The following is a 16,992-nucleotide window of genomic DNA, read 5'->3' as shown; positions in this document are numbered from 1 at the left end:
TATTTATAAAAATTATTTTTATTATTTGTTATTTTCATCTTTAGGAATCGGTATATATTTAATCTATAATTACTTGGAATTTGGAAGTTTTTTTGGTGAGCATATAAGATCAGCTCCCTCTTTAGATAGCCTATGGAAACATACATTAGATAATTTGTTAGGTGTACTAAATGTTGTTAATCCTATATTTTCAATTAAAATACTGGAACCGACGACGGTATTAATTTTTTTAATGATAGGTATATTGTTAATAGATTTATTCTTCCTACTATCCTATATATGGTTTTATCGAATGCCTTTTAAAGGTAAGGTTACCACATTTCATCAATTATTACTGACTATAGGATGTGTATATCTCATTTTAATGTTTATGTCAGAATTTACACAAGGAATAGAATCATTAAACACAAGAATGTTGGCTCCGGCATCTTTTTGTTTTTGTTTTTCATTTTTAATATTATTTTTTAAAACTTATCCCAGCAAATTGCATTATATTTTTATGTTAAGTATTTTATCGTTAGCAATAAATATAATATATCAACTGAAATCGCCTGTAAATTACCTTTCTAATAGATCAAAAGTGATAAAAATTTTAAAAGAAAGAAAAAATCTAAAATATTTTTTAAATGATACGGGTAAAGATCATGTTTCCATATATAAAATTCCATTACTTAATAAAAAATTTGAATACTTTCATCCTTATTTACAATCAGGTTATATAAATTCTAATATTGTAAGATCAATTAATCCTGATATCCAAACCATTCAAAAAGATAATTCAATTACGAATAAAAGTTTAATATTATACAATTCTGAAATAAAATGATAATTCTAGGAGCAACTTCAGATATCTCTCAAGCATTTATTAATAAATTATTATCTGACAATATAAACAGATATCCCAAAATATATTTAATAACGTCAAACCCGGAAGAAACCCAACGATTATCAAAGCATATTTTAATTAAGTTTAAACAAGATTCCGAAATTATAAATTTTGATTTAACTAAAGATGTTGATTATTCTGTATTTGATTCTATTGATTCAGATTTATTATTTTGTGCGACAGGTTTTTTAGGAAAAAATACAGAAGCGGGATTATATGATGAATATAATACACAAAGGATTCTTGAAATAAATTATTCTAAACTTGTACCATTAGTAAATTATTTTGCTCAAAAATTTGAAAATAAAAAATCAGGAACTATCATCGGATTATCATCTGTTGCCGGACTACGGGGTAGGCAAAGTAATTTTATTTACGGAAGTTCGAAAGCCGGATTTATGGTTTATTTAGACGGTTTGCGTAATTATCTTTATCATAAAAATGTTCATGTTATGACCGTTCTTCCCGGATTTATGGATACCAAAATGACTTTGGGAATGGCATTACCCAAACTCCTAACCGCTTCACCGCAACAAGCCGCAGACATTATCTATAAAGCATATAAGAAGAAAAAAAATAAAATATATATAACGGGCATCTGGAGATATATAATGCTAGTTGTAAGGAATATTCCGGAATTTATATTTAAAAAATTAAAGATGTAATATAATACACTTTTAAAACAAATGCTAAACAAATCATATTTTCAATGGATGAAAAAAAATTATATCTTTTTGACTTTGATGGAACGTTAACAAACAAAGATACTTTATTTGATTTTTTACATTTTTCTTTTCCTCATAAATACAAAAAAGTCTTTATTAAATTTATTCCTTTATTTATATTGGTAAGATTTAAGATATTCGATGCAGGAAAAATTAAGCAAAAATTTATCTCTCAATTTTTAAAAGGTAAAACACGTTCAGAATTAGAAGAATTAGCTCAATGTTATTTTGAAAGTAGGAAAAATACTATTATCAGCCCCAAGGCATTGGAATACATAAGAGCGTTATCAAGAGAACCCAATAAATATATCGTCACAGCTTCCTTAGATCTATGGGTTAAACCTTTCGCAAAATATTTAGGATTACGTTTGATCTCTACAGAGGCAGAATATATTGATGGAGTATTTACCGGTAAATTTGCTACACCTAATTGTAATTATAAACAGAAAGTAGTTAGAATAATTAGTGAAATACAATTAGCCCATTATTCCAAAATATACGCATTTGGAGATAGTAAAGGAGATAAAAATATGTTAGAACTTGCGACAGATCCTTTTTATCGTCATTTTGAATAAAAATGTAGAAAGTTCAGAAAAAAAATCTATTAGTACAATTCCTGATTTAATCCGATATGCTGAATATTTTTATAAGTTTATAGTAACTCCAATAGAACCATGGCTGCCTAGCTCTGCAAATGCACCAAATTTATCATCGAAGAAATAACGATACCCAATATGTGCACCTATACCAAAACCGTCATTTCTTCCTCCTATATTTATTCCGGGATATAAGTCCATAGTATGAGGAAGGTCTAATAGGTCATTTAAATGAAAATTAGCCCGTCCATAAATAAAAAAATTATCATCATCGGCGCTCCAATAAAAATCGGTACCCCCACCAATGGAAATCCAATCCATTACTCCGTAATCATAAGTAGCAGTAATTCCGGTTCCATATCCGAACGCATTAATTCCTAACTGTACTTTTTGATCTCCTATACCTCTAAAACTCTGAGCATGGGTAAAGGAAATCAGCCCTAAAAAATAAAAAAGTACTATTAATTTTTTCATTATATATGGTTCAGGTTATTCGTCTATTTCTAAGATATCGTTGATAAATGAGCAAGATACTTTAAATCGTAAGGGTTCTTCTTGAGTAATAAAATCTTCACAATAGCCTTGCCATATAAGTTTTAAATTACCCTGTTCATCTTTACCGAATTTCAATTCATTATTGTCAGTTTCCAAATCCTCTTCATCATTTAAATTCAGATTTGTATAGTATAATTCTTCTACTTCGCCATTTTCATTTTCTTTTTCTTCATACGAAGGTATTTGAAATGATTTTCCGCAAAGTTGCTGTATAGTTTTTACTGGAATTTCGAAGTCTTCAATGGAAAAAGACACTTGCGGGTATTCATTTTGATATGAGTCTTCTTCTACGTGATCTAAATCATCATCTGATTCTATTTCAACTACTAATGTATTTTTCTTGTTAAGAAAAACAACCTTACAAAAACATTTCCTGATGTGATACACTAAGGTTTCATCAGGATGATAAAACTTAATAAGCCCTTTCATCTATTTGTTATATAACGTGTTGCAAAAATATATATTGTGTTATTTTATAAAATTTATTTACTTAAAATAAAAACTATTTTATTCAATTCCTTTAAGGATAAAATATGATTTTTTTCCTCGTTGAAGTAAAACGTATTTTCCTTGAATTAAATTTGATTCATTAATAATAAAATCATCGTTAACTTTTTCTTGATTAATAGAAATTGATTTTTCCTTTAGAGCTCTTTTAGCTTCATTTTTTGAAGATAAAAAACCGCTTATTTCTGATAATGCATCAAGAATTGAAATTCCGTTTTTAAGAATATTTAAAGAAACTTCTTTTTGCGGAACCCCTTCAAATAAAGATAAAAAAGTAGTTTCATCTAAAGATAGGAAATCTTCCTTAGTTGATTTTCCAAACAAAATAGAGGAAGCTTTTATGACCTTATCCGTTTCTTCCTTACCATGAACCCAACGGGTGACCTCTTCAGCTAATTTTTTTTGTAAAATCCTAAGGGATGGGTTTTCATTATGATTTCTAATTAATGATTCAATTTCATCCTTGGAGAGGAATGTATAAATTTTTATATATTTTTCAGCATCAATATCTGTTATATTTAACCAGAATTGATAAAATTTAAAAACGGAAGTTCTATTTACATCTAACCAAACATTTTCACCTCCCTCACTTTTACCGAATTTAGTACCATTAGACTTTGTAGTTAGTGGACAAGTTAAAGCAAAAGCTTCTTCACCGATTTTTTTTCTAATGAGCTCAGTTCCTGTAGTCAAATTTCCCCATTGGTCGGAACCTCCCATTTGAAGTTTAACCCCTTTTTCTTTGTATAAATGATAAAAATCAAAACCTTGTAAAAGTTGATATGTAAATTCTGTAAAAGACATACCCTCTTGATATTCACCGTTTAATCTTTTTTTGACGGAATCTTTAGCCATCATGTAATTAACAGTTATGTGCTTTCCAATATCACGCGCAAAGTCTAAAAAAGTAACATCCTTCATCCAGTCATAATTATTAACCAGTATGGCAGAATTTGACTTGTTACTGTCAAAGTCTAAAAATCGTTCTAATTGAGATTTTATTCCTAAAATGTGCTTTTGTAAAGTTTCACTATCCAGTAAATTGCGCTCTGTGCTTTTTCCGGATGGATCACCGATCATACCTGTGGAACCACCCACTAAAGCAACAGGCTTATGACCATGTCTTTGAAAATGAACTAAAAGTAAGATAGGCACCAGGCTTCCTACATGAAGAGAATCTGCAGTCGGATCAAAACCAATATAACCCAGCGTCATTTCCTTATTTAATTGTTCTTCTGTTCCCGGGATTATATTATGAATTAATCCCCTCCAAGTTAACTCTTCAATAAAAGAATTCATATGTTAGATTTTTCAACAGGCAAATTTATAATTTTTCGATGAATATGTTCCATTTATAAGCATAAATTATACTTTTTTTACGGTTTTAACTAAACAAATTAAATATATATTATAATATTTAATATCACATTGATTTACTTATAATGAATATTCATGAGCCGCTGTATATTCAGCAAAGAAGGCGTAAAAACTATTTATTGTATTTTTGATCCAAAAAAAAATGAGAATGTTATTTGTAGATAATAAAAACAATTACAATCCCGAAATTAATTTAGCTATTGAAGAGTATCTTGTAATGAACTTGCCAATTGAGGAAGATTCATATCTTCTTTTCTATATAAATGATCCTTCCATAATCATAGGAAAACACCAAAACACTATAGAAGAAATCAATAATGAATATGTAGAAGAAAAAAACATAAAAGTAGTTAGGAGGTTATCGGGAGGAGGAGCTGTGTATCACGATAGAGGTAATTTAAATTTTAGTTTTATTACCAAAAATGATGGTAATAGTTTTTCAAATTATCAAAAATATTTACATCCGGTACTAGAAGCGTTGAAGCAAATGGGAGTCAATGCGGAAATTAAGGGAAGGAATGACATAGTAGTGGAAGGAAAGAAAATAAGCGGAAATGCTCAATTTGCCACTAACAAAAGAATGTTTACCCATGGAACACTATTATTCAACAGCAACATGGATGAAGTTGTTAACTCTTTAAAGGTAAGAAAAGATAAAATTGAATCGAAAGGAATTAAATCAATCAGAAGCAGAGTAGCCAATATATCTGATTTTGTCACAACAGATTTAACCATAGAAGAATTTAGAGATAAATTACTACTTTCAATTTTTAATGTAGATAAAACAGAAGATGTCAATAAATATGAATTGACGGAAACAGATTGGGAACAAATAAATAAAATTTCACATCAAAGGTATTCAAATTGGGATTGGAATTATGGACGTTCTCCCAAATTTTATATGGAAAGAAGTCAACGGTTTTCAATAGGTTCCATCGATTTAAAATTAAATGTAGAAGAAGGAAACATTACTGCAATTAAAATATACGGAGATTTCTTCGGAGTGGGAGACCTTGAAGATATAGAGAACAGATTATTAGGAAAAAAATACACAAAAGCTTCCGTTGCCGATTCATTAAAAGATATTGATCTATCAGCATATTTTGGGAAAATCACACTTGATGAATTTCTTTCCTTAATATATTGATAAATCGGGGATCTTAAAGAAAGGTATAATTCTGTATATTTTGACGCAATTATTATCCAATTCAAGATGCGTTAAATCTATCATATAATTAGTGTATTTTTGTAAAAAGTTAAAAAATAGAAGAAAAACAGATGAAAAATTGGATTGAGGCCGCTAGATTAAGAACGTTACCGCTTTCATTAAGTGGAATTATTTTAGGAGGATTACTTGCCAAATGGAAAGGAAATTTTGATGGAATTATTTTTGGACTTTCTTGTCTTACAACCATATTATTTCAAATCTTGTCCAATTTTGCCAATGATTATGGAGATGGAACCAAAGGAACCGATAATGAGTTACGAGTTGGTCCGGTCCGTGCTATTCAATCGGGAGCTATTACGCAACAATCCATGTTTCGTGCAATTTTAATTACTGTATTTCTGTCCCTACTTTCTTCGGTAGTTCTTCTTTGGTATGCTTTTATCCCCAATTATAAAAGTGAATTTTTTATATTCATTGGTTTGGGAATTGCTTGTGTATTGGCAGCTATATTTTATACTATGGGAAAAAAGCCCTACGGATATATGGGATTAGGGGATTTTTTTGTTTTTATTTTTTTTGGATGGGTTTCTGTTTTAGGAAGTGAATTTCTTTATACAAAGTCTTTTACTTGGGATAATTTGCTTCCCGCCTCTGCAATTGGCTTATTTAGTGTAGCCGTTTTGAATCTAAATAATATGAGAGACATTGAATCGGATAGAATCAGTCATAAAAAAACGCTGGCATTACGATTAGGATTTCAAAATGCTAAGTATTATCAAATGGTACTAATGAATCTTCCTTTTATACTTTGTCTCATTTTCCTGTTAATACATCAGAAAGAATTTGTTATAAAATTAGATAGTTGGTCATCATTAAAACCATTTTTATTCTTTATACTATTTATTCCGAATACTATAGTACGCAGAAAAATTCTTTACACCCAAAACCCCAAAGATTTAGATTTATACTTAAAACCTACAGCATTGTTAGCCTTATGTTTTTCCGTTTTCTTTGGAATGGGATTAAGTCTTTAAAAAAAACTATACATGAAAAATAACATAAAACACATATTCTTTGATCTTGATAATACACTTTGGGATACGGATAAAAATTCAAAGTTAACTCTTAAAAATATTTATGAAAATTTAAAAATTGAAGAAAAGTATCAATTACAATTTTCAGATTTTTATACAAGTTATTACAACAGGAATGAAAATCTATGGTCCTTATATAGGCAAGATAAGGTAAGCAAGGCAGATATACTGGAAAAAAGATTTAAGGATACGTTTTTGGAATTTCGTATAAATGATCCTGAAATTTGGGATTATTTTAATGCCAATTTTTTAACTCAGATCATGGAAAACAATAATTTAATTGAGTATGCAGAGGAAATTTTGAAATATCTAAAAACAAATGGTTACCAATTACATGTTGTTTCCAATGGCTTTATACAACAAACCGAACAAAAAGTTCAAGAAACTTGTATTAAAGATTATATAACCACCCTAACCAGCGGAGAAGAAATAAATAAAAGAAAGCCGGCTAAAGAAGTATTTGAATTAGGTCTTAAAAAAGCCCATGCATTAGTGAATGAATCCGCGTTTATCGGAGATGATTGGGAGGCAGATGTATTAGGTTCTCAAAAAATAGGGATGCATCCGGTCTATTTTAATTACAAAAAAGAAGAGCATCATAAAAGTGCAGAAATTCCCATAATTGAAAATTTGTTAGAATTAAAAAATATCTTTTAAATAGATATTATGATTGAGGTTTATACAGACGGAGCTTCTTCCGGAAATCCGGGAAAAGGAGGGTATGGCATTATAATGAAGCTGAAAGGAACTTCATATGAAAAAAACTTTTCAGAAGGATTTCGCTTAACTACCAACAATAGAATGGAATTATTGGCTGTGATTATTGCTTTGGAAAAAATTAATAAACCCGATCAAGAAGTTGAAATATATTCTGATTCAAAATATGTAGTCGATGCCGTTAATAATAAATGGATTTATGGTTGGGAGAAAAAAAGATTTGAAAAAGTTAAAAATCCAGATCTATGGATTCGATTTATTAAAATATACAGAAAACATAAAGTAACTTTCCACTGGGTAAAGGGTCATCATGGGCATTTTTACAATGAAAAGGCGGATCAGTTGGCAACTGCTGCAGCTAAAGGAGAAAATCTGTCCATTGATATAGGGTATGAAAATCTTATATCAGATAACAATAATATTTTTTAATTAAATAGTCTAACCGTTAGAAAAATAATTTGTTAATAAATTAGTAAATAACGTGTTAAAAAAATGTTCATAATTTAATAAATTAGCACAAAGATTATTAAAAAATAAGATATATGAAAAGTAAAATGGTAATCTATGTGTTCGGATTGATGTTTTTTTCATTTATAACATCTTGTGTATCTTACGAGGCAACTTCTTCATATAAAAAACCAAAACATTCTCATTCGAAAAGATATACTTATAATTCCAATAAAACAAATAAACATATTTCAAACTCAAAACCATCGCATAAATCACCCCATATTTCCAAACCGATAAAGAAAGATTCGAATTCAGAATCAAAAAAATACGGAGTTCATAAAAATATAAAATCTACGGATGTTATTTTGGTTTTGAAAGAAGCAGAAAAATATAAAGGGACTCCTTATAAATATGGAGGAAATACTTTCAGTGGCATAGATTGTTCCGGTTTAGTTTGCAATGCTTACCAAAGAATAGATGTAAAATTACCAAGACGTTCCATAGATATGTCTAATGCAGGAAAAGATGTAAGTATCTCTCGAATAAAAGAAGGCGATTTATTGTTTTTTAATACAGGGGGGAGCTCAATAAATCATGTAGGTATAGTCTATAACATATCCGGTTCAGGCGAAATAACATTCATACATGCCTCAACATCTAAAGGGGTTATAATTAGTTCTCTCGAAGAAACTTATTGGAAAAATAAATTTAAAAAAGCACAAAGGATTCTTTAAGTTAAAGTAAAAATATTGTTTAGAATAACACGCTTGCCAGCCGGATAATTCGAAGTTTATTATATAAAAAAACCTTTTAATCATCTTAAAGATTAAAAGGTTTTATAGTATTATCATTTTGGTGAAATAAAAATCTTTACGATTTAAATTTCGCCCAATAATTTCTTAGCTATAATATTGCGCTTTAAGTTCTTTAACTTTTGCGTCAGATAAGTACTCATCATAGCTCATATAGCGGTCAATGATACCTTTAGGGGTTAATTCAATGATTCTGTTACAAACAGTAGATAATAATTCATGATCATGAGAAGAAAGTAAAATAGTACCCTTAAAATTGGTTAACGAGTTGTTAAGAGCCGTAATACTTTCCAAGTCTAAATGGTTGGTAGGCTCATCAAGAAGTAAAACATTAGCTTTAAATAACATCATTCTTGAAAACATACAACGCATTTTTTCACCTCCCGAAAGAACTTTGCAAGATTTTAAAGCTTCATCACCACTGAAAAGCATTTTACCTAAAAATCCTCGGATATATTCTTCATGCCTTTCCTCATCTGTATTCACATACTGACGAAGCCAATCTACAAGGTTATCGTCCGATTGAAAATATTTAGTATTATCTAAAGGAAGGTAACTTTGCTTAGTAGTTATACCCCAAGAATAACTCCCTTTATCGGGTTCTGACTCTCCGGATAATATTTGAAAAAATTCAGTAATAGCCAAAGAATTTCTGGATAGAACGGCAACTTTATCCCCCTTTTTTAGGTTCAAGTCAATATTGCTGAATAACAATTCACCATCTTTAGTTTTTTCCAATCCTTTAACGTCCAATATTTGATCCCCTGCTTCACGTTCTTGTTCAAAAATAATTGCCGGATATCTTCTAGAAGACGGCTTGATATCTTCAATGTTTAATTTTTCGATCATTTTTTTACGAGCCGTGGCTTGTTTAGCTTTAGCAACATTAGAACTAAACCTGGAAATAAACTCTTGAAGTTCTTTCTTTTTTTCCTCAGCCTTTTTGTTTTGTTGAGCTCTTTGACGGGCAGCTAATTGACTGGCCTCATACCAAAAAGAATAGTTACCGGTATATAAATTTAATTTTCCGAAATCCAAATCGCAGGTATGAGTACAAACTGCATCCAAAAAGTGACGGTCGTGCGAAACAACAATTACAGTATTTTCATATCCCGCCAAGAAATCTTCTAACCAAGATATGGTTTCAATGTCTAAATCATTCGTAGGCTCATCAAGAATAAGAACATCAGGATTTCCGAATAAAGCTTGAGCAAGTAATACTCTTACTTTGTCAGCATTTTCCAATTCAGACATCATTTTATAATGTGCATCGTCTTTTATTCCAAGATTAGATAATAAAGTTCCTGCGTCAGACTCAGCATTCCATCCCCCCATTTCTTCATAAATAATACCTAGTTCTCCCGCTTTAACTCCATCTTCATCAGAAAAATCAGGTTTGGCATATAAAGCATCCATTTCCTCCTTTATGTGGAAAAGCTTCTGATTCCCTTTAATAACCGTTTCCAGTACAGGATATGCATCATAAGCAAAGTGATTTTGTTCCAATACAGACATCCTTTTATCTGTTTCAAGGCTTACACTTCCTGTAGTCGGTTCAACATCGCCGGATAGAATTTTCAAAAATGTAGATTTTCCTGCTCCATTAGCTCCAATAATTCCATAACAGTTTCCTTTCGTAAATTTTACATTAACCTCATCAAAGAGTACTCTTTTTCCAAATTGTAAAGATAAATTTGATACTGTAAGCATATACTTTAATAAATTTGTACAAAAGTAGTAAGAAAAACTTTGATTATGAAATTTGAAAATAAAGTAAATATACTGAATAGAAAAGCTAGATTTAACTATGAATTATTAGATAAATATGAGGCAGGAATAGTTTTACATGGTACTGAGATAAAATCTATTAGATTAGGGAAAGCAAGTATTGCAGAGAGTTTTTGTCAGATTATTAATGGTGAATTATATGTAATAAATATGACCATTGACGAATATTATTACGGAACTCGTTATAATCATACAATAAAAAGGGAAAGAAAACTGTTATTACATAAAAAGGAAATTAACAAACTGTTAAGAAAAACTAAAGAAACAGGATTAACGATTGTTCCTACAAAATTGTATATCAATGAAAAAGGAATCGCGAAGATCCAAGTATATCTAGCGAAAGGGAAAAAATTATATGACAAAAGAGAAGCGATAAAAGAAAGAGAATCCAAACGAAATATTAACAGAATGGTAAAGAAATATTAATTTTTTCTTGGGAGTTAGATAATAAAAATGTTACTTTGCAACCTAAAAATTAGATTTTTATATATGAAAAAGTTCAATTTGTTACTTACAGGATTGGCTACAACGTTAGCAACTACTGTATTTGCTCAAAACATTTCGGATAAGTGGTATATCGGGATTGGAGCTCATGCGGTAGACTATACTTCTGTTCGTGGTATCTTTGACGGATATTTTGATACCGATGATTATAGTATTGTACCACCGTTGTCTAAATTAACAGTAGCTAGAAGCATAGCTAAAAACTTTGCAGTTGACTTGCAAGCTTCAATTGGAGAAATAGACAATAAAAGATTAAAAATTAAAGATGAATTCTTTGTTTTAGCAGGATTAGGTATTAGATATACCCCATTAAGTGAATCCAAATCTTTAAAATGGTTAGATCCATACGTTAGAGTAGGAGCAAATTACCACAAATATTCTTATAAAGGAATTAAAATCGTTGAAAACGATCCAACTACTCACTTAGACGCTTACGATGATGATTATAATCCAAAGAAAAATTATAAACTTGGAGGTAAATTTACAGGAAAAGATGATATGTTTGTGTTAAACGGTGGTGTTGGTATTAACTTTTGGTTAACTAAAAACTTTGGTCTAAACATTGAGTCACAATATAACTGGGTAACCAATCAGTCAAAAGATTATTCTGATTTCTTCCAACATTCAGCTTCAATCATATTCAAATTTGGAGCAAAAAAAGAAGAACCACTTCCGCCGCCTCCACCTGTTGAAGCACCAAGTGATAGAGATGGGGACGGTATCCCTGACGATCAAGACAGATGTCCGGATACACCGGGATTACCACAATTCCAAGGATGTCCTGATACAGACGGAGACGGTATTCCGGACGATCAAGACAGATGTCCGAATGCAGCAGGACCAGCACAATTCCAAGGATGTCCTGATACAGACGGCGACGGTATCCCTGACGTAGACGATGGTTGTCCAACCGTAAAAGGACCAATTGAAAACAACGGTTGTCCATGGGAAACTAAAGACGTTACTTTCAGACTAAAAAATATCAACTTTGAATTTAACAGTTCTAAATTAACAGCAGAATCTTTACCATTAGTAAAAGATGCAGCTAAATTATTAAAAGATGAAAGTTTTGATGGTAAAAAATTCTTTGTAGACGGACATACCGACAGAGTAGGATCTGTAGCCGTAAACAATAGAATATCAAAACAAAGAGCACAATCCGTAGTTAACGAATTAGTTAATGAAGGTGTAGAAAAAGATAGATTGATAGCTAGAGGCTTTGGAAAAACAGAATTATTATGTAAACAAGCAGATATCAATACTAAAAAAGACGAAGAAGGAAATATACTATATCCTGACCAAGAATCTTGTGACAGATCTAATAGAAGAGTGGTAGTTTTAGATCAAGCAGGAGATAAAGTTTCCGTAACAAAAGAAGTGAAAATTAAGAAATAATTGATCTACAAATAAAAAAACCATCCTTATTAGGATGGTTTTTTTATATATTGGAATAGAATTTGTTTAGTAGAATAAAATAAATCATAGTAGTAAGAAATTAATATGAAAAAATTTAAATTATTGATTACAATAGGAGCTGTTATAATGGCCATTGTAACTAAAGCTCAAAATACTACAGAAAAGTGGTATGTAGGGATAGGGATGCATGCTACTGACCATACGTCAGTGCGTGGTATCTTTGACGGATATTTTGATACCGATGATTATAGTTTTTCTTTTCCATTATCAAAATTAACTGTAGCAAGAAGTATTGGTAAAAACTTTGCAGTTGATTTACAAGCTTCAATAAGTGATATGGATAACAAAAGATTAAAAATAAAAGACGAATTTTTTGTTTTAGCAGGTTTAGGTCTTAGATTTACTCCACTTAGTGAGTCAAAATCATTAAGATGGCTAGACCCATATGTGAGAGTAGGTGCAAACTATCACAAATATTCTTATAAAGGAATTAAAATTGTTGAGGATGACCCATCTACTCACTTAGACGCTTATGATGATGATTATAACTCAGATAAAAATTATAAGTTAGGAGGTAAATTTACAGGAAAAGATGATATGTTTGTGTTAAACGGTGGTGTAGGTATTAACTTTTGGTTTACCAGAAACTTTGGTTTAAACATAGAATCTCAATATAACTGGGTAACTAATCAATCAAAAGATTATTCTGACTTCTTTCAACACTCAGCATCTTTAATATTTAAATTTGGAGCTAAGAAAGAACAACCATTACCACCACCTCCGGTAGCACCGAGCGATAGAGATGGAGACGGTATACCAGATGATCAAGACAGATGTCCGGATACACCTGGATTACCACAATTCCAAGGATGTCCTGATACAGATGGAGACGGTATTCCGGACGATCAAGACAGATGTCCGAATGCAGCAGGACCTGCACAATTCCAAGGATGTCCTGACACAGATGGAGACGGTATCCCTGATATTGATGATAATTGTCCAACAGTAAAAGGACCAGTAGATAATAATGGTTGTCCTTGGGAAACTAAAGACGTTACATTCAAATTAAAAAATATCAACTTTGAATTTAACAGCTCTAAATTAACAGCAGAATCTTTACCATTAGTTAACGATGCTGCAAAAATGTTAAATGACGGAAGTTTTGATGGTAAAAAATTCTTTGTAGACGGACATACCGACAGAGTAGGATCTGTAGCCGTAAACAATAGAATATCAAAACAAAGAGCACAATCTGTAGTTAACGAATTAGTTAAAAATGGAGTAAGCAAAGATAGATTGATAGCAAGAGGATTCGGTAAATCAGAATTGTTATGTAAACAACATGATATCAATGCTAAGAAAGACGATAAAGGAAATATTCTTTATCCGGATCAAGAAACTTGTGATAGAGAAAACAGAAGAGTTGTGATCTTAGATCAAACCGGTTCAAAAGTATCAATTACAGAAGAAGTTAAAGTAAAAACTCCTAGTCACAGAAGAAGATAATTTACTAAACAAACTTTTATAATAAAAAAGTCATCCAAATCTTGGATGACTTTTTTTATTAATTACTTATAAATGCTTTATAGAATTATACAAACATTTAAAATGATTTATAAAAAAATAATAGCTGTTAAAGATATTTTAAAGATAAAAAATAAGCTCATTTAAAATGTTTTTTTAATAGGGATAATACCGGTTAACAAAATCTATTTTAGTTAACTTTGTAATTAAATTATAAATAACGTGAAAATAATAGCAGTTATTCCTGCAAGATATGCAGCCTCTCGTTTCCCTGCAAAGCTGATGGGTATGTTAGGGGAAAAAACAGTCATTCGGTCAACCTATGAAAATGCAATCAAAACCAATCTTTTTTCAGATGTATTTGTAGTAACTGATTCCGAAATCATTCATAATGAAATTACCAGAAACGGAGGTAAAGCCATTATGAGTAAAAAGGAACATGAGACAGGAAGTGATCGAATTGCAGAAGCTGTTGAAAATTTAGACTGCGATATCATCATAAACATACAAGGAGATGAACCTTTTGTAAAAACCGAACCGTTAGCAAGGCTAATTGAAGTATTTAAGAAAGATCAAGAAAATAAAATAGATGTTGCTACCTTGATTCGTAAAATGGACGATTGGAATTTAATTGAAGATTCTAATTATGTAAAAGTAGTTAAAGACCAAAATGACTTTGCACTATATTTTTCGCGTTCAGTTATACCATATCCTCGAGAAAAATCATTTCAGGCGGATTACTATGAGCATGTAGGCGTATATGCTTTTCGTAAACAAGCCTTACTAGATTTTGCAAAATTACCGATGTTACAAAACGAACAAGCAGAAAAGGTTGAGTGCATACGATATTTAGAATATGGCATGAAAATTAAAGTAATAGAGACTGATTTTGTAGGAGTTGAAATAGACACTCCGGAGGATTTGGAAAAAGCAAATGAAATATTAAAAAAACAGATAAACGAGAAAAATTAAAAATATGAAATTCAGAAATTTCCCAATGGTTCCCCGTGTAATTTATGGACGTGGAAGCTTTGATCAAACTTCAGAAATTATTGAAGAAAAAAGAAATAAAGATTATCCATTTATTTTTTTAGTAGATAAAGTGTTTGAAGGAAAAGAATTAGAAAAAAGAATTCCCTTAAAAGGAAAAGATAAAATTATATTTATAGATACTACTGATGAACCCAAAACCAAAGGAATTGATGCGATTAGAGATTCATTAAAAGAGGAATATGGAACTGTTTCCGGAGTTATTGGTATAGGGGGAGGAAGTGTAATGGATTCGGCAAAAGCTGTTGCAATCATGATGAATAGTGAAGGGTCTTCTTCGCAATATCAAGGGTGGGATTTAGTGAAAAATCCGGCTGTATATCATGTAGGTATACCAACAATTAGTGGTACAGGCGCAGAAGTTTCCAGAACTTGTATATTAACCGGACCGGAAAGAAAATTAGGTATTAATTCAGACTTTACCCCTTTTGATCAAGTCATATTGGATCCTTCTTTAGTAAAAGGAGTAGAAAAAAATCAAGCTTTTTTTACCGGTATGGATTGTTATATTCATTGCATTGAGTCTTTAACAGGAACATATCTTAATGCTTTCAGCAAAAGTTATGGAGAAAAAGCATTAGAACTTTGCCAAAAAGTATATGTTCATAAATCTGAATGGGATGATGAGTCTGATGAAGATTTAATGATGGCATCTTGGCATGGAGGAATGAGCATCGCTTATTCACAAGTAGGAATTGCTCATGCGGTGAGTTACGGACTTTCTTATTTACTAGGAACTCATCATGGAGTAGGTAATTGCATTGTTTTTGACCGATTAGAAGAGTATTATCCTGAAGGAGTTAAGGAATTTAAATATATGGTTGAAAAAAATCAGATTGAAATTCCACAAGGTGTATGCAAAGGATTATCTGATGAACAATTCAATACCATGATTAATGTTTCTTATGGAATGGCTCCGCTTTGGGAAAATGCATTAGGTAAAGATTGGCAGAAAATAATGACTAAAGAAAAATTAAGAGCACTTTACGAAGAAATGTAATACCATTACTCGAAAGATAATAATTCAATTAATGCAAAGATATAAATTGAAGAAAAATGTAATTCCAGGATAACTTTATAGTTGCCTGGAATTTTTTTACAGTCAACCCATTTTAATTTTTATATGAAGAAACTTTTTTTTGTTTTGCTGATATTCCTTTTGAACATATGTTATTCTCAGACGGTAGAAGAAATAATTAAAAAGCATTTGGAAGTTACCGGAGGAACAGATCATTGGAAAGAATTGAATTCAATAATAATTAAAGGAGATATAATTTTAGGATTAAATGAGTCATATCCTATAGAAATTTATCAGCAGAGACCGAATCTTAATAAAACTTGTATAGAAATACAAGGAAAAAAAATTATTTTAAATGCTTACAACGGAAAGAAAGCTATACAATATAACTTTCAAACGAATTCCCTTGAAGAAGATAATAATTACGTTCCTGAAGCATTTGAATCAGATTTAATTGATTATTCTGCAAAAGGGTTTCTTCCTATATTTCTCGGAGAAGAACGTATTGATAATAAGAATTGTTATAAAATTAAACTAACTAATAACAGAGAATCAGAAATTTATTACTTTGATAAAACCAGCTATCAATTAGTTAGAGAAGATACTTCAAATGAAAGTAAATTATATTCAAACTTTAAATTAGTCTCCGGACTAATCTTTCCGTATCGTTTGGTTGTTAAAAACAAGGAGGATGACTCAGAATTTATTCTTGTATTTAAATCGCTTGAAATTAACAAGATCATTCCTGAAAAAGAATTTAAATTTTAAGAATAAAGAAAAATTTAAAGCACTCTCATAAATATAT

Annotated in this window: 18 protein-coding genes; 14 read left to right on the top strand and 4 right to left on the bottom strand. The window is 30.6% G+C overall.

What is annotated here, in order from left to right:
• Positions 1–25 precede the first annotated feature (25 nt).
• The 3 genes from G8C41_RS08625 to G8C41_RS08615 are packed head-to-tail and all read left to right on the top strand — an operon-like array spanning position 26 to position 2,186.
• Positions 26–826, top strand: a complete 801-nt coding sequence (locus tag G8C41_RS08625) for a hypothetical protein (protein WP_166007290.1) — start codon at positions 26–28, stop codon at positions 824–826.
• Positions 823–1,551 (top strand): SDR family NAD(P)-dependent oxidoreductase, encoded by a 729-nt coding sequence (locus G8C41_RS08620; protein WP_166007287.1) that lies wholly within the window; start codon positions 823–825, stop codon positions 1,549–1,551. The genes G8C41_RS08625 and G8C41_RS08620 overlap by 4 nt, the downstream gene beginning before the upstream one ends.
• Before the next feature lie 44 nt (positions 1,552–1,595).
• Positions 1,596–2,186, top strand: coding sequence for an HAD-IB family hydrolase (locus tag G8C41_RS08615; RefSeq protein ID WP_166007285.1), 591 nt, complete (start codon positions 1,596–1,598; stop codon positions 2,184–2,186).
• Between the two features lie 69 nt (positions 2,187–2,255).
• Here the strand turns inward: G8C41_RS08615 and G8C41_RS08610 are convergent, their stop codons facing one another.
• From G8C41_RS08610 to tyrS, 3 genes are all read right to left on the bottom strand, one after another.
• Positions 2,256–2,681 carry a DUF6646 family protein gene (locus G8C41_RS08610; protein ID WP_166007283.1) on the bottom strand — a complete coding sequence of 142 codons (426 nt, stop codon included), beginning with the start codon at positions 2,679–2,681 and terminating at the stop codon, positions 2,256–2,258.
• A gap of 15 nt (positions 2,682–2,696) precedes the next feature.
• A complete protein-coding gene (locus G8C41_RS08605) occupies positions 2,697–3,191 on the bottom strand; it encodes a hypothetical protein (protein WP_160542547.1) in 495 nt (164 codons plus the stop codon).
• 78 nt (positions 3,192–3,269) lie between these two features.
• Positions 3,270–4,568, bottom strand: a complete 1,299-nt coding sequence (gene tyrS / locus G8C41_RS08600; protein ID WP_166007263.1) for a tyrosine--tRNA ligase — start codon at positions 4,566–4,568, stop codon at positions 3,270–3,272.
• 220 nt (positions 4,569–4,788) lie between these two features.
• On the opposite strand from tyrS, the gene G8C41_RS08595 reads away from it, so the two are divergent.
• The 5 genes from G8C41_RS08595 to G8C41_RS08575 all read left to right on the top strand — a co-directional run bounded on the left by G8C41_RS08595 (position 4,789) and on the right by G8C41_RS08575 (position 8,809).
• Positions 4,789–5,793 (top strand): lipoate--protein ligase, encoded by a 1,005-nt coding sequence (locus G8C41_RS08595; RefSeq protein WP_317164251.1) that lies wholly within the window; start codon positions 4,789–4,791, stop codon positions 5,791–5,793.
• A 131-nt stretch (positions 5,794–5,924) separates the two neighbouring features.
• Positions 5,925–6,848 (top strand): 1,4-dihydroxy-2-naphthoate octaprenyltransferase, encoded by a 924-nt coding sequence (menA, locus tag G8C41_RS08590; protein WP_160557621.1) that lies wholly within the window; start codon positions 5,925–5,927, stop codon positions 6,846–6,848.
• A gap of 12 nt (positions 6,849–6,860) precedes the next feature.
• Positions 6,861–7,565, top strand: coding sequence for an HAD family hydrolase (locus G8C41_RS08585; protein ID WP_160568626.1), 705 nt, complete (start codon positions 6,861–6,863; stop codon positions 7,563–7,565).
• A gap of 6 nt (positions 7,566–7,571) precedes the next feature.
• Positions 7,572–8,054 (top strand): ribonuclease HI, encoded by a 483-nt coding sequence (gene rnhA / locus G8C41_RS08580; protein ID WP_166007721.1) that lies wholly within the window; start codon positions 7,572–7,574, stop codon positions 8,052–8,054.
• 113 nt (positions 8,055–8,167) lie between these two features.
• Positions 8,168–8,809, top strand: coding sequence for a C40 family peptidase (locus G8C41_RS08575; RefSeq protein ID WP_166007261.1), 642 nt, complete (start codon positions 8,168–8,170; stop codon positions 8,807–8,809).
• A gap of 165 nt (positions 8,810–8,974) precedes the next feature.
• On the opposite strand, the gene G8C41_RS08570 is transcribed toward G8C41_RS08575, so the two are convergent.
• Positions 8,975–10,597: an ABC-F family ATP-binding cassette domain-containing protein gene (locus G8C41_RS08570; RefSeq protein WP_160542542.1), complete on the bottom strand. Its 1,623-nt coding sequence runs from the start codon at positions 10,595–10,597 to the stop codon at positions 8,975–8,977.
• Between the two features lie 45 nt (positions 10,598–10,642).
• On the opposite strand from G8C41_RS08570, the gene smpB reads away from it, so the two are divergent.
• From smpB to G8C41_RS08540, 6 genes are all read left to right on the top strand, one after another.
• Positions 10,643–11,101, top strand: a complete 459-nt coding sequence (gene smpB / locus G8C41_RS08565) for an SsrA-binding protein SmpB (protein WP_105296380.1) — start codon at positions 10,643–10,645, stop codon at positions 11,099–11,101.
• A 63-nt stretch (positions 11,102–11,164) separates the two neighbouring features.
• Positions 11,165–12,574: an OmpA family protein gene (locus G8C41_RS08560; protein ID WP_105296379.1), complete on the top strand. Its 1,410-nt coding sequence runs from the start codon at positions 11,165–11,167 to the stop codon at positions 12,572–12,574.
• 105 nt (positions 12,575–12,679) lie between these two features.
• Complete coding sequence (locus tag G8C41_RS08555; RefSeq protein WP_105296378.1) at positions 12,680–14,101, top strand: OmpA family protein; 1,422 nt, start codon at positions 12,680–12,682, stop codon at positions 14,099–14,101.
• Between the two features lie 240 nt (positions 14,102–14,341).
• On the top strand, positions 14,342–15,091 hold the full coding sequence (kdsB, locus tag G8C41_RS08550; RefSeq protein WP_105296377.1) for a 3-deoxy-manno-octulosonate cytidylyltransferase: 750 nt from the start codon (positions 14,342–14,344) through the stop codon (positions 15,089–15,091).
• 4 nt (positions 15,092–15,095) lie between these two features.
• Entirely contained in the window at positions 15,096–16,169 is a 1,074-nt protein-coding gene (locus tag G8C41_RS08545) for an iron-containing alcohol dehydrogenase family protein (protein ID WP_160542538.1), read from the top strand.
• Positions 16,170–16,292: 123 nt separating this feature from the next.
• Positions 16,293–16,955, top strand: coding sequence for a histidine kinase (locus G8C41_RS08540; RefSeq protein ID WP_160568620.1), 663 nt, complete (start codon positions 16,293–16,295; stop codon positions 16,953–16,955).
• Positions 16,956–16,992: the final 37 nt, after the last annotated feature.

The sequence above is a fragment of the Apibacter sp. B3706 genome (genome assembly GCF_011082725.1).
In the GTDB taxonomy this organism is placed as follows: Bacteria; Bacteroidota; Bacteroidia; order Flavobacteriales; family Weeksellaceae; genus Apibacter.
The sequence above is the reverse complement of the archived record's forward strand: the minus strand, read 5'-3'. Positions and strand labels throughout refer to the sequence as shown.

What these genes read in the sequence shown, in the direction of transcription:
- G8C41_RS08570 (WP_160542542.1), bottom strand. Translation starts at nt 10,597, where the DNA reads ATGCTTACAGTATCAAATTTATCTTTACAATTTGGAAAAAGAGTACTC.
- smpB (WP_105296380.1), top strand. Translation starts at nt 10,643, where the DNA reads ATGAAATTTGAAAATAAAGTAAATATACTGAATAGAAAAGCTAGATTT.
- G8C41_RS08605 (WP_160542547.1), bottom strand. Translation starts at nt 3,191, where the DNA reads ATGAAAGGGCTTATTAAGTTTTATCATCCTGATGAAACCTTAGTGTAT.
- G8C41_RS08545 (WP_160542538.1), top strand. Translation starts at nt 15,096, where the DNA reads ATGAAATTCAGAAATTTCCCAATGGTTCCCCGTGTAATTTATGGACGT.
- G8C41_RS08575 (WP_166007261.1), top strand. Translation starts at nt 8,168, where the DNA reads ATGAAAAGTAAAATGGTAATCTATGTGTTCGGATTGATGTTTTTTTCA.
- tyrS (WP_166007263.1), bottom strand. Translation starts at nt 4,568, where the DNA reads ATGAATTCTTTTATTGAAGAGTTAACTTGGAGGGGATTAATTCATAAT.
- menA (WP_160557621.1), top strand. Translation starts at nt 5,925, where the DNA reads ATGAAAAATTGGATTGAGGCCGCTAGATTAAGAACGTTACCGCTTTCA.
- G8C41_RS08540 (WP_160568620.1), top strand. Translation starts at nt 16,293, where the DNA reads ATGAAGAAACTTTTTTTTGTTTTGCTGATATTCCTTTTGAACATATGT.
- G8C41_RS08620 (WP_166007287.1), top strand. Translation starts at nt 823, where the DNA reads ATGATAATTCTAGGAGCAACTTCAGATATCTCTCAAGCATTTATTAAT.
- G8C41_RS08560 (WP_105296379.1), top strand. Translation starts at nt 11,165, where the DNA reads ATGAAAAAGTTCAATTTGTTACTTACAGGATTGGCTACAACGTTAGCA.
- G8C41_RS08595 (WP_317164251.1), top strand. Translation starts at nt 4,789, where the DNA reads ATGAGAATGTTATTTGTAGATAATAAAAACAATTACAATCCCGAAATT.
- G8C41_RS08615 (WP_166007285.1), top strand. Translation starts at nt 1,596, where the DNA reads ATGGATGAAAAAAAATTATATCTTTTTGACTTTGATGGAACGTTAACA.
- G8C41_RS08555 (WP_105296378.1), top strand. Translation starts at nt 12,680, where the DNA reads ATGAAAAAATTTAAATTATTGATTACAATAGGAGCTGTTATAATGGCC.
- G8C41_RS08610 (WP_166007283.1), bottom strand. Translation starts at nt 2,681, where the DNA reads ATGAAAAAATTAATAGTACTTTTTTATTTTTTAGGGCTGATTTCCTTT.
- G8C41_RS08585 (WP_160568626.1), top strand. Translation starts at nt 6,861, where the DNA reads ATGAAAAATAACATAAAACACATATTCTTTGATCTTGATAATACACTT.